The sequence below is a fragment of the bacterium genome (assembly GCA_036524115.1).
GTDB lineage: Bacteria > JAUVQV01 > JAUVQV01 > JAUVQV01 > DATDCY01 > DATDCY01.
On sequence record DATDCY010000133.1, the window covers coordinates 1 to 12,359 of the forward strand.

Sequence of the window (12,359 nt, forward strand, 5' to 3'; positions counted from 1 at the left end):
GGCTGCGGTCGACCTCGCGGTCGCCGGGCCGCGCCGCGAGACGATCCGGAGCGCGGAGGCGCGCGTCGAGGCGGCGCGCGGCTCGTTGGCGGCGGCCGAGTCGCTCCTGGCGCAGGCGCGGGTCGCCGCCCCCGGCGACGGCCGCGTCAGCCTGCGCAACGCCGAGCCGGGCGAGGTGGTGACGCCGGGCTTCCCGATCCTGCGGATCGCCGAGCTCGGCCGCGTCTGGCTGCGGGTCTACGTCCCGGAGACGCGCATCGGCCTCGTCAAGCCCGGCCAGCGCGCGGCGGTGAGCGTCGACGCTTTCCCCGGGCGGTCCTTCCCCGGGGTCGTGGCGGAGATCGCCGAGAAGCCGGAGTTCACGCCGAAGAACGTCCAGACCCGCGAGGAGCGGGTGAAGCTCGTCTTCGGCGTGAAGGTGGAGATCGAGAACCCGGGCGGGGAGCTCAAGCCCGGGATGCCGGCGGACGCGGTGATCACGGTGAGATGACCCGGGCGGTCCCCCCTGCGGCACCGGGGGGATCGAGGGGGTTTGCGAGACATGCCCGAACCCGTCATCGTCGCCCGCGGCCTGCGCAAGCGCTTCGGCGCCACGCCCGCCGTCGATGGGCTCGACCTCGAAGTCGCGGCCGGCGAGATCTTCGGCCTCGTCGGCCCGGACGGCGCGGGGAAGACGACCGCGATCCGCATGCTCTGCGGCATCCTCGACGCCGACGGCGGCGAGGTCGCGGTCGCCGGCGTGGACGTGCGGCGGGAACCCGAGCGGGTCAAGGGGCGCATCGGCTACATGTCGCAGCGCTTCTCGCTGTACGGGGACCTGACGGTCGCGGAGAACCTGCGCTTCTTCGCCGGCCTCTTCCGCGTCCCGCGCGGCGAACGCGGGCGGCGCGAGGAGGAGCTCTACGCCTTCTCGCGGCTCGGCCCCTACCGCGACCGCCTCGCCCAGAACCTCTCCGGCGGCATGAAGCAGAAGCTCGCGCTGGCCTGCACCCTCGTCCACCGGCCCGAGGTGCTGCTGCTCGACGAGCCGACGACGGGGGTGGATCCGGTCTCCCGCCGCGACTTCTGGTCGATCCTCTACGGACTGCACCGGGACGGCGCGACGATCCTGGTCAGCACGCCGTACATGGACGAGGCGGAGCGCTGCGGGCGCGTCGCGCTCATGGAGGGCGGGCGCATCCGCCTCTGCGACACGCCGGAGGGGGTGCGCGGGCGCATGCGCGGCGAGGTCATCGAGGTCACCGCGCGGCCGCAGCGGCTCGCGCGCAAGGCGCTCGCCGGGCTCCCGGGGGTGCTGGGCATCGAGGTCTTCGGCGACCGGCTCCACGTCTGGGCCGAGCGTGCCGCGCCCGTCGAGGAGGCGCTCTGCGCACACCTGGCGGCGCAGGGCGTGGAGCTCTGCGCGCACCGCCGTGTCGAGCCCGGCCTCGAGGACGTCTTCGTGTCGCTGCTGTCCCCGGCCGGGTCCGGGCCCGGGAACGGCTCATGAGCGCCGGGAGCGTCGCACCCGCGGTCGCGGTCGAGGGCCTCACCAAGCGCTTCGGGTCCTTCACCGCCGTCGACGCCATCACCTTCTCCGTGCCGCGCGGCGAGATCTTCGGCTTCCTCGGCCCGAACGGCGCCGGCAAGTCGACGACGATCCGGATGCTCTGCGGGATCCTCGCGCCGAGCGGCGGGACAGGCACGGTCGCCGGCTTCGACATCGCGCGCGAGCCCGAGCGCATCAAGGCCGTCATCGGCTACATGAGCCAGCGCTTCTCGCTCTACGACGACCTCACCGTCGACGAGAACATCGCCTTCTTCGGCGGGGTCTACGGCGTCGAAGGGGAGCGGCTCGCGGCGCGCCGCGCCTGGATCCTGCGCATGGCCGGCCTCGGCGGGCGCTCCGGGAGCCTCACCCGGGAGCTCTCGGTCGGCTGGAAGCAGCGCCTCGCCCTCGGGTGCGCCGTGGTGCACGAGCCGGAGATCCTTTTCCTCGACGAGCCGACGTCCGGGGTCGACCCGCTCTCGCGCCGCGCCTTCTGGGAGCTGATCGCCTCGGTCGCGGAGGGCGGGGTCACCGTCTTCGTGACGACGCACTACATGGACGAGGCGGAGCACTGCGACCGCCTCGGGCTGGTCTTCGGCGGGCGCCTCGCCGCGCTCGGGACCCCCGCGGAGCTCAAGGAGCGTTATTCGCCGGCCACGGTCTACGAGGTCAGGGCCGTGCCGCTGATGCGCGCCCTCGACCGGCTCGTCTCCCAGCCGGGCGTGGTCGAGGCGGTGGTGCACGGGACGGCGCTGCGCGTCACGGTCGCCCCGGGGGCGGGGGAGGCCGAGATCGCCGCCGCCCTTGCCGCATCCGGCGTCACGGCGCAGCGCATCGAGGGCGTGCACCCGACGCTCGAGGACGTCTTCGTCGCCGTCGTCGGGGAGGCGGGCGGCGACGCCGCCGCGCCCGCCCGGTAGCCGCCGATGCTGCAGCAGGTGGCGCTCCTGGCGTGGAAGGAGGCGCTGCAGCTGCGCCGCGACTGGCGCACGCTCGCCGTCATCATCGTGCTGCCGGTGCTCATGCTCGTGCTCTACGGCTACGCGATCAACTTCGATTTGCGCCACGTCGCCCTCGGCGTCCAGGACGAGGACCGGACCGCGGACGCGCGCCGGCTCGTCGACGCCTTCCGGCGCGGCGAGAGCTTCGAGGTCGTCGCCTGGCCGGGGTCCCAGGCCGAGGCCACGCGGCTGCTCGACGCGGGCGAGGTACGGGCGGTGCTCGTCATTCCGCGCGGCTACGCGGAGGACCTCGCCGCCGGCCGCACCGCGATCGTGCAGCTGCTGGTCGACGGCGCCGACTCCACGAGCGCCACGACGAGCATCGGCTACGCCGGGGCGATCGTGCGCGAGCACTCCGGCGCGGTCACCGTCGAGGCGCTGCGCCGGCGGGGCGTGAGCGTCCGGGACGGCTTCCCGCCGCTGGAGGCGCGGGTGCGCTTCTGGTACAACCCCGAGCAGAAGAGCGTCAACTACATCGTCCCCGGCCTGATCGCGGTGATCCTGATGATGGTCTCGACGCTCCTGACGGCGCTCACCGTGGTCCGCGAGCGCGAGCGCGGCACCATCGAGCAGCTCGTCGTCTCCCCGCTCCGTCCCGCCGAGCTCATCGTCGGCAAGCTCGTCCCCTACGCCGCGATCGCCTTCGTCGACGTGCTGCTCGTCATGGGCGCCGGCCGGCTGCTCTTCGGGGTGCGCGTGGCCGGCAGCATCCCGCTGCTGCTCGCCCTCTCGGCGCTGTACCTCGTCGCGGCGCTCGGCATCGGCCTGCTGATCTCCGTCGTCTCGCCGACGCAGCAGACCGCGATGACTGCCGGCATCCTCGCCTCCCAGCTGCCGACGATCCTGCTCTCGGGCTTCATCTTCCCGGTGCGCGCGATGCCGGAGGTGGTCCAGTGGCTGACGAACCTCGTCCCGGCCCGCCACTACCTCGTGATCGTCCGCGGCATCTTCCTCAAGGCCAGCCCGCTCCCGCGCCTCTGGCCCCAGGCGCTGGCGCTGGCCGCGATCGCGGCGGTGACGCTCGCCCTCGCCGCCCTGAAATTCAGGAAGAGACTCTGATGAACTGGCGGCGCGTCCTGCACCTGATGCGCAAGGAGCTGCTCCAGCTCCGGCGCGACCCGCAGATGCTGCGCATCCTCTTCGCCTCGCCGCTCTTCCAGCTCTTCGTCTTCGGCTACGCCGTGACGACCGACGTGCGCCACGTCGCCACCGCGCTGCTCGACCAGGACCGCACCGTGCAGAGCCGGGAGATCGCCGAGCGCTTCCGGCGCTCGGGCTACTTCGACCTCGAGCGGCTGCCTGCGGGCCCCGACGAGGTCGACGCGCTGCTCGACGCCGGGCGCGTGCAGGCCGCCCTCGTCATCCCGCGGGGCTTCGCCGCCGACCTCGCCGCCGACCGCACCGCGCGCGTCCAGGTGCTCGTCGACGGCAGCGACTCGATGACCGCGGGCATGATCGCCGGCTACGTCGGGGGGATCGCCGGCGAGTACTCCTCGCGGGTGGGCGCCGAGCGCCTGGAGCGGCTGCGCGCGCGGGTGCAGCGTGTCCCGGCGGTCGAGGAGCGCACCCGGGTCTGGTACAACCCCGAGCTCAAGAGCGTGCGCTACATGGTGCCGGGGGTGCTCTCGATGACCCTCTTCCTGGTGACGATGCTCATGACCTCGATGGCGATCGTCAAGGAGCGCGAGATCGGTACGCTCGAGCAGCTCGTGGTCACCCCGATCACGGCGCGGGAGCTGATCCTCGGCAAGACGCTGCCCTACATCGGCATCGGCTTCGCGCTGATGCTCCTCATGATGGCGCTGTCGACCTTCTGGTTCCGCGTGCCCGTCGCCGGCTCCGTGCCGCTGCTCTTCGCGCTCTCCCTGGTCTTCATCTTCACGAGCCTCGGGCTGGGGCTCTTCATCTCGACGGTGTCGCACACGCAGCAGCAGGCGATGATGATGACACTCTTCATCATGCTCCCGTCGATCCTGCTCTCGGGGTTCATCTTCCCGATCGCCAACATGCCGCGGGTGATCCAGGTGGTGACGCACGTGATCCCGCTGCGCTACTTCCTCGTGATCGTCCGCGGCATCTTCCTCAAGGGCAACGGGCTCGCGATCCTCTGGCCGCAGGTGGCGGTGCTCCTGGGGTTCGGGGTCGGCATCCTCGGACTCTCCGCCCTCCGCTTCCGGAAGCGATTGGGTTGACCCGTGCATCGACCGGGGCGCTCCCGGGCGCTCCGGGCGCTCCTTCGCTCCCGCGGCGTGTTTGGTGCCGCGCGTCACACACGTGTGAGTTTTGGGGCGAATTCAGGTAGACTGCGCCGCTCAAGGGGACCGGGAGGGGTCACGAAGTATGCAGGTGACGGTCTGGGGCGCGCGCGGGTCAATACCCGTGTCGGGACCGGAGTACGTCCGCTACGGCGGCGACACCACCTGCCTCGAAATCCGCGGTCCGGGCGAGCCCCTCCTTGTCGACGCCGGCACGGGAATCCGGCGGGCCGGAAACCGGCTGCACGCCGAGCGGGCGCGCCGCATCCATCTGCTCTTCACCCACGCGCACTGGGACCATGTCATCGGCTTTCCCTTCTTCCGGCCGTTGTTCACCGCGGGCGTGCGCATCGACGTCTACGGCTGCCTCGAGGCGCAGGTGTCCCTGCGCGAGATGGTCGGCCGGACGATGGAGGCGCCGAACTTCCCGGTGGACCTCGGCGACGTCGCCGCGGAGATCGTGTACCACGAGCCCTGCCGCGAGCGGTTCACCGCCGGCGGCCTCACGGTGACCACGCTGCCGCTGAGCCACCCGAACGGCGGCGTCGGCTACTGCTTCGAGGAGGAGGGACGCCGCCTGGTCTTCCTGACCGACAACGAGCTGGGGCAGGTGCACCCCGGCGGGCTCGTCGCGGAGGAGTACCGGCGGTTCGCGGCCGGGGCCGAGCTGCTGTTGCACGACGGGGAGTTCACCGCCGAGGAGTACCGGCAGACCCGCGGGTGGGGCCACAGCACCTGGAGCGAGGCGCTGGAGTTGGCGCTCTCGGCCGGCGTGCAGCGCTTCGGCCTCTGGCACCACAACATGAACCGCGACGACGAGTCGCTCGAGCGGATCGTCGCCGAGTGCCGCTCGCGCTCGGGCGCGGCGGGCGCGCAGGTCGAGGTCTTCGCCGCCATCCAGGGCCAACGTCTCACCGTCTAGCCGGGCACCGATAACGGCCCATCAGCGCCCGGCAACGCCCCTCGCCCCTTTGGCCGTTCGGCGGGCGCTTCCATGGGGGCTCCGCCCCCTCTGGCGCGGCTGGCGCCGCTGTCACCCCCGAAAGACAGGGGTCCCGACCTCTTTGCATCCGACCCCGTATGGGCGGCCTGCGGGCGCCGTGCGGTGATCCGGGCCCATCTGCGGGGTCATGGCTCCCGTCCGCAGGTCCAATTCCGACAACCGGGCGTGCGATTGACGCGCCGGCCCGAATCGTGCCAACATCCCGCTCCGTTTCTTGGGGCACCGCTGGCATTCACCGGGGGAGGGAGAACACGATGGCTCGCAGGGTGACAGGTTTTCTCGCGGCGGCATTCCTCGCGCTGGCGCTCGGCGCCGGCAGTGCGTCCGCCGAGGCGGCCAAGGCCACGCTCCAGAACGGGGACTGCGTCAAGTGCCACGCGCAGCAGCCGGCCGACATCGACGCCGGCGGCGGCAAGCACAAGACCGAGGTCGGGTGCCAGGATTGCCACGCGGGGCACCGCCCGTCGTCGAAGAACAACATCCCGGCGTGCGGCCAGTGCCACGACGGCGGGGAGCACTACAAGCTGCCCAACTGCCTCGAGTGCCACAAGAACCCGCACACCCCGAAGAACATCACCTTCGACCGCAAGCAGACCGTGCCCTGCCTGACCTGCCACAAGGAGCAGATCAAGCAGCTCAAGGACAACCCGAGCAAGCACACCGCGCTGGCCTGCTCGTTCTGCCACGACGTGCACGGCAAGAAGCCGAACTGCACGCAGTGCCACAAGCCGCACGCCGCGACGATGACCGCGGCGGATTGCTCGGCCTGCCACAAGGCACACCAGCCGAAGAACGTCGTGTACCAGCAGACGGTGCAGAACGCGCTCTGCGGCTCCTGTCACACGCGGCCGGCGTCGCTGATCGCGGCGACGGCGACGAAGCACGCCAAGGTCTCGTGCGTGCAGTGCCACAAGGACAAGCACAAGATGGTGCCGAACTGCAGCCAGTGCCACGAGTCGAAGCACCCGGCGGGGATCATGAAGAAGTTCCCGAACTGCCTGACCTGCCACAACCACCCGCACGACCTGAACAACTTCGCGGCGGCGGCGAAGCCGGCCGCGCCGGCGCCCGCAGCGGCCCCGGCGAAGCAGTAGCGCGCCGCAGCGGATCAGTCGATCGGCCCGCCGGGGGATGCCCCGGCGGGCCGCTTTCGTTTCGCCAGTATCAGCCCCCCGCCACCTCGTCGTAGTCCGCCGGCGTCTCGTCCCACGCGGGCATGAAGACCCAGAGCAGGACGTAGAGCAGGGCACCGAAGCCGAAGCAGATGACGGACAGGGTCAGGACCAGCCGCACCAGCCAGGCCGCGACGCCCAGCCAGTAGGCGATGCCGGCGCACACGCCGCCGATCCATTTCCTGCCCCGGACCTTCCGCAGTTTCCTCTTCATGGTGACGTCCCTCCCTGGGCGGAAGGCGCCGCGAGCCGCAGCGCCTCCGCCTCGATCCGCCCCTGTTCCTCGATCCGCCCGTCCAGCGCCCACTCGGTGACCTGTCGCTGGATTGTGCCGACGCGCGGGCCTGGCGCGAGGCCCGTCAGCTCCATGATCCGGGTGCCGCTGATCACGGGACCAGCGCGGTGGGCGGCGCCGGCGGCGGCCGCATCGCGCTCCGCCTCGGCGAAGAACGCCGCCCGGCGGGCGACCGCTTCCGCATCCCCCCGCGCGGCCCGGTCGCAGAGCGACAGCGCCCGCAGCGTCGGCCAGTGCTCGTGCGTGACCAGCGCCAGGCGCTTCGAGCGCCGCATCTCGTCGAGCTTTGCCGCCCGCCGGTGGTTGTCGATCGCGAAGACGAGCGCTTCCCGCAGTCGCTGCGGCAGGGCGAGCCGCCGGGCGATCCCCTCGGCGAGCGCGGCCCCCGCCGCCTCGTGCCCGTGGTAGGTCGGCCGGCCGTCGACGAGCGCATGCGTGGGCCGCTTGCCGATGTCGTGCAGCAGCACCGCGAGGTTGACGCCGGGATCCGTCGAGGCCGAGGAGCGCACCGCCGCCAGCGTGTGCTCCCAGACGCCGCCCTCGGGGTGCTTGTCGGGAGGATGCTCGAGGCCCTGGAGGTCGGCGACCTCGGGCAGCACGGTCCGCAGCAGCCCGAGGCCGTCGAGCAGCTCGATGCCGCGGGCCAGCGCCGGCCCGCCGGCGGCGGCCATCTTCAGGATCTCGCCGCCGAGGCGCTCGGGGGCGACGCCCGCAAGCCGCGGCGCCATGGCCCGCACCGCCGCCTCCGTCCGCGGCTCGATCGCGAAGTCCAGGCACGCGGCGAAGCGGGCGGCCCGCATCAGCCGCGCCGGGTCCTCCTCGAAGCGCTCCGTCGGCTCGCCGACCGCCCGCACCAGCCGCGCGCGCAGGTCGGCGAGTCCGCCGTGGAAGTCGAGCACGCGCCCCCCGGCGTCGAGCAGCAGCGCGTTGATCGTGAAGTCCCGGTGCGCGGCGTCCTTCCGCAGGAGATCGGCGACGGCCGCGGCGGATCGTGCACCTTCCCCCGGGGGGACCGCCCCCGCGCCTCCCCGGAAGCGCGTGATCTCGAAGACGCGCCCGCCGCGCACGACCACGACCGTCTCGAACTGGCGGGAGCGGCCGACGGCGTGGGTGGTGAACAGCGTCGCCAATTCCTCGAGGGACATGTCGGTCGCGATGTCGGCATCGCTCAGCGCGCGGCCGAGCGCGCCGTCGCGCACCGCGCCGCCGGCGATCACGGCGAGCCGGCCGCGGGCGGCGATGGCCTCGAGGATCCCGAACGCCTCGGCGAGCAGGGGGTCGGAGGCCTTCACGGGCCCATTCTAACAGCACCGGGGGCTGGCCGGGCTTGGCGCGCCGGGCGAGCCGGGGGGGGAGCGCCGCGGCCGCCCGGCGCGGGGGGCGGGGGGCTTCGCCCCCTTGCATTCGGCCCCGAAAGAACCATACTTATCCCTGAGAGTTCCCGAATGACCGGACCACGGTGTCACGCGCTCACGGCGCGCAGCCAGGGCATGGAGGGGACGTCGATGCTGCAGTCAGCCCGCAGGGACAAGATGATCCAGCCGGAGAGACAGGACGTCTACCGCAACCGCACCAAGTACGAGGAGCCGACCGTCTGCAGCGAGTGCGGCGCGGTCTACGAGGGGGGGCGCTGGGCCTGGGGCACCGGGCCGACGGGGGCCGCGCGGGCCGTGTGCCCGGCGTGCCGCCGCATCGCCGGTCGGCTGCCCGCCGGCCGCGTCGAGCTTTCGGGCGATTTCTTCCGCGCCCACCGCGACGAGATCCTCAACCTCGTGCGCAACGCCGAGGCCGCGGAGCGCGACGAGCGGCCGATGGAGCGGATCATGGCGATCGCCGACGGCGGCGGGCACACGCTCGTGACGACGACGGGCATCCACGTGGCGCGGCGGATCGGCGAGTCGCTCGCGCGCTCCTACCAGGGCGCGCTGGATTACCGCTACGGCGACGGCGAGGCCTCGATCCGCGTCGCCTGGGCCCGCTGAGGTGCGGACGTGACCGGGCGCCCGGCGGCCGACGCCGGCAGGAAACCGGCGGCGCAGGACGAGCGGCGGCGCGAGCACCGCGTCGATCTGCGCGTCCCCCTCTCGTTCACCGAGGTCGCCACGCGGCCGCACCCGAACCGGCACGGGGTGACGCTCGACATCAGCCGTGACGGCGTGCGCTTCCGCGCGGAGGAGTTCGTGCGGCCCCGTGCCTTCGTCGCGCTGGAGATGATCCTCCCGGGCGGCCGCACCTACGGCGCGCGCGGCCGCGCCGTGTGGGCGCGCGAGTCGCGCGGCGACGGGCACTGGGAGGTCGGGGCGGAGCTGCTGCGCTCCGGAGGCGACGCCGACGCCGCGCTCGCCGAGATCCTGCGGCTGCACGAGCCGTGAGCGCGCGCGTGGCAAGAAAATCCTTTGCGCGGAGTTTTTCCCTGTGCTATGCTCCGCGCCGAAATTCGGGGGGGTTCCCTCACGGCACCCACACAACCAAAGGAGCGGAGGAACATGGCAAAAGGCAAGGCTGAGGCCCGTCCCACCACGAAGTCCGAGAGCATGGCGTTCATCGCCGAGAAGACCGGCCTGACCCGCAAGCAGGTGGCCGGAGTCTTCGAGGCCCTCACCGGGCTGATGGCTCGCGACCTCAAGAAGTTCGGCATCTACACGCTCCCGGGGCTGGCCAAGGTGAAGGTCGTCAAGAAGCCGGCGACCAAGGCGCGCAAGGGCATCAACCCCTTCACGAAGGAAGAGGTGATGTTCAAGGCGAAGCCCGCCCGCAAGGTCGTCAAGGTCCTCGCCCTCAAGGCGCTGAAGGACATCGTCGCCTAGTTTCTCCGCGCGACGCTGCATGTCGTCGCGATGCCCGGCCGCCGCGCGGCCGGGCATCGTTGTTTCCGGGCCCTGGAAGGAGGCGTCATGAAGTCGACCCGCACCATCGCCCTCGCGCTCCTGCTGTCCGTGTCCGCCCCCGCGCTCGCCGACGAGAAGGCCGACGAGGAGCGGGCGCTCAAGTTCCCGTTCTTCCCTTCGATGCTGATGACCTCGTCGGGCAAGCCGGTGGCCTCCTCGGAGTTCGAGGACCCGTCGATCTGCATGGGCTGCCACCCGGCGCTCTACAAGCAGTGGAACGGCTCCATGCACTCGAGCGCCTTCGTGGACCCTGTCTTCCAGTCGCTCTGGCGCATGGGCATCAAGGAGACGGGGGGCGCGGTCGAGAAGCTCTGCGCGGGCTGCCACAGCGCCATCGGCACGGTCGCGGGGGAGATCACCCTCGGCGCGGACGGGGTCTTTCAGGCCAGCGATGTCGCGAAGAAGGGCGTGCAGTGCGACATCTGCCACACGATCAAGGGCGTGCGCGACCGCGAGACGCCGACGCGGGAGCCGCAGAACGCCTCGATCATCGTGGACCCGGGCGCCGTCAAGCGCGGCCCCTACAAGGACGCGGACTCGCCGTACCACGAGACCGAGTACTCCGAGCTGCACACGAAGAGCGAGTTCTGCGCGAACTGCCACAACGTCTTCCACCCCTCGAACAACTTCCCGATCGAGGACACGTACCGCGAGTGGCGCAGCTCCGTCTACGCGCAGGCCGGCATCCAGTGCCAGGACTGCCACATGATGCCGGTCGAGAAGGCGATCGAGGCGGCGAAGACCCTCGTCAAGCCGGTCAACGCCGGCCAGGCGGCGATGGGCGGCCCCAAGCGCGACCAGGTCTACACGCACGAGTTCGTCGGCGCCAACACGGTGGTCACGGGCCTGCTCGGCGCGCAGCAGCACGCGGCGCTCGCCACCCAGCGGCTGCAGGCGGCGGCGTCGGTCGCGCTGGAGCTGCCGGCCCAGGCCGAGCCGGGGCGGCTCGTCCAGTTCAAGGTCAAGGTGCGCAACGAGACGGCCGGGCACAACCTGCCGACGAGCCTCACCGACGTGCGCCAGGTCTGGATTGATGTCGTGGCGACGGCCGGCGGCGCCGAGGTCTTCCGCAGCGGCGCGCTTGGGGCCGACGGGTCGGTCGACCCCGAGGCGACGATGTTCCACGCGCAGGCGGTCGACAAGGACGATCACCACACGAGCAAGCCCTGGGAGATCGTGCGCTTCGAGTCGAACACGACGATCCCGCCGAAGGGCCTGGCGACGGCGCGCTACGCGTTCGAGCTGCCGCCGGCCGCGAAGGGGCCGCTCGCGGTCAAGGCGACCCTGCGCTACCGCTCGTACGACCAGGGGCTGGCGAACCTGCTGCTTGGGGAGAAGGCGCCGACGATCCCCGTGGTCGACATGGCCGCCGCCAGCGGCGAGATCGCGATCCCCTAGCCTGGCGTGCTCCGGCACGTTCTGCCAGCCTCGGTCGCGAGCGTCATGACGCGTCCTGGCACGGCAGGGACAAAGCCCCGACGAACTGGCTGCCCGGCTCAAGCAGGAGCGGGATTTTGCGTTCCGGCAAGGCAGCGCCGAGCGCGCGCGGAGGCGCACTCCGTGTGCGCCGCACAAGCAGCGCGAGAAGCAACGCCGCCGGGGCGCAAAAGACCCTCCTGATTGAGCCGGGCTACCTTCTCCCGATGAAGTTGCGGGTGAGGGAGAGGTCGCGGACGCGGGCGACCTGCGGCGCCGGCTGGAACCGCCACGGCCGGCGCCGTGCCCGCAGCTCGTAGCTCCCCGGCCCGAGCCGGCGGAAGGTGTAGCGGCCGTTGCCGTCAGTGGACGCCTGGCGCAGCAGCACGCCCGTCGCGTCGTAGAGGCGCACGATAACCCTCGCGATCGGCGCGCCGGCCTCGTCAGTCACCCTCCCGCGGATCACGTAGCTGGTCGCGTCGAAGTCCAGCGAGCGCTGCTCGCCCTCCACGAGGCCGACCCAGCGCTGGGGACGGCGCAGCGGGAAGCCGGTCCCCGTGACCTCCACGGTGTAGTCGCCCGGCGGGAGCTTCTCGAAGGCGTAGGCGCCGGCCGCGTCCGTGGCCGCCTGCCGGCTGCGCGCCCCGCGGAGGGTGACGGCCGCCTCCGGGATCGGCTGGCCCGCCGGGTCGCTCACCCGGCCGCCGATGCTGCCGGGCCGGGTCACCGTGAGCGTCACGGGGACGGCGAGCGGGGCGTTGGGCGCGTCCGCGCTGGTCAGGAGCAGCTGCGCGGCGTGGG

General features: G+C 72.1%; 14 protein-coding genes. 11 read left to right on the top strand and 3 right to left on the bottom strand.

The window, feature by feature from the left end; translation table 11 throughout:
- The 7 genes from VI078_06180 to VI078_06210 all read left to right on the top strand — a co-directional run.
- A partial coding sequence (locus VI078_06180) for an efflux RND transporter periplasmic adaptor subunit (protein ID HEY5998878.1) occupies positions 1-490 on the top strand: 490 nt, incomplete at its 5' end.
- Between the two features lie 51 nt (positions 491-541).
- Positions 542-1,489, top strand: a complete 948-nt coding sequence (locus tag VI078_06185) for an ABC transporter ATP-binding protein (protein ID HEY5998879.1) — start codon at positions 542-544, stop codon at positions 1,487-1,489.
- Positions 1,486-2,448: an ABC transporter ATP-binding protein gene (locus tag VI078_06190; GenBank protein ID HEY5998880.1), complete on the top strand. Its 963-nt coding sequence runs from the start codon at positions 1,486-1,488 to the stop codon at positions 2,446-2,448. Before VI078_06185 ends, VI078_06190 begins: the two co-directional genes overlap by 4 nt.
- A gap of 6 nt (positions 2,449-2,454) precedes the next feature.
- Positions 2,455-3,588: an ABC transporter permease gene (locus VI078_06195; GenBank protein ID HEY5998881.1), complete on the top strand. Its 1,134-nt coding sequence runs from the start codon at positions 2,455-2,457 to the stop codon at positions 3,586-3,588.
- A complete protein-coding gene (locus tag VI078_06200; protein HEY5998882.1) occupies positions 3,588-4,721 on the top strand; it encodes an ABC transporter permease in 1,134 nt (377 codons plus the stop codon). Before VI078_06195 ends, VI078_06200 begins: the two co-directional genes overlap by 1 nt.
- Positions 4,722-4,869: 148 nt before the next feature.
- Complete coding sequence (locus VI078_06205; GenBank protein ID HEY5998883.1) at positions 4,870-5,706, top strand: MBL fold metallo-hydrolase; 837 nt, start codon at positions 4,870-4,872, stop codon at positions 5,704-5,706.
- A 335-nt stretch (positions 5,707-6,041) separates the two neighbouring features.
- Complete coding sequence (locus tag VI078_06210; GenBank protein ID HEY5998884.1) at positions 6,042-6,881, top strand: cytochrome c3 family protein; 840 nt, start codon at positions 6,042-6,044, stop codon at positions 6,879-6,881.
- A 70-nt stretch (positions 6,882-6,951) separates the two neighbouring features.
- Here VI078_06210 and VI078_06215 read toward each other — a convergent pair whose 3' ends face one another.
- Positions 6,952-7,173 carry a PspC domain-containing protein gene (locus VI078_06215; GenBank protein ID HEY5998885.1) on the bottom strand — a complete coding sequence of 74 codons (222 nt, stop codon included), beginning with the start codon at positions 7,171-7,173 and terminating at the stop codon, positions 6,952-6,954.
- The gene (locus tag VI078_06220; protein ID HEY5998886.1) at positions 7,170-8,546 is read right to left on the bottom strand and encodes an HD domain-containing protein; all 1,377 of its coding nucleotides are present in this window, start codon (positions 8,544-8,546) and stop codon (positions 7,170-7,172) included. Before VI078_06220 ends, VI078_06215 begins: the two co-directional genes overlap by 4 nt.
- 153 nt (positions 8,547-8,699) lie before the next feature.
- On the opposite strand from VI078_06220, the gene VI078_06225 reads away from it, so the two are divergent.
- From VI078_06225 to VI078_06240, 4 genes are all read left to right on the top strand, one after another.
- Entirely contained in the window at positions 8,700-9,236 is a 537-nt protein-coding gene (locus VI078_06225) for a BCAM0308 family protein (protein HEY5998887.1), read from the top strand.
- A 9-nt stretch (positions 9,237-9,245) separates the two neighbouring features.
- Complete coding sequence (locus tag VI078_06230) at positions 9,246-9,626, top strand: PilZ domain-containing protein (GenBank protein ID HEY5998888.1); 381 nt, start codon at positions 9,246-9,248, stop codon at positions 9,624-9,626.
- Positions 9,627-9,740: 114 nt separating this feature from the next.
- Positions 9,741-10,061: an HU family DNA-binding protein gene (locus tag VI078_06235; protein ID HEY5998889.1), complete on the top strand. Its 321-nt coding sequence runs from the start codon at positions 9,741-9,743 to the stop codon at positions 10,059-10,061.
- 87 nt (positions 10,062-10,148) lie between these two features.
- Positions 10,149-11,540 carry a multiheme c-type cytochrome gene (locus tag VI078_06240; protein HEY5998890.1) on the top strand — a complete coding sequence of 464 codons (1,392 nt, stop codon included), beginning with the start codon at positions 10,149-10,151 and terminating at the stop codon, positions 11,538-11,540.
- A gap of 232 nt (positions 11,541-11,772) precedes the next feature.
- Here the strand turns inward: VI078_06240 and VI078_06245 are convergent.
- Positions 11,773-12,359: carboxypeptidase-like regulatory domain-containing protein (locus tag VI078_06245; protein HEY5998891.1), on the bottom strand; the 587-nt coding region annotated here is incomplete at its 5' end.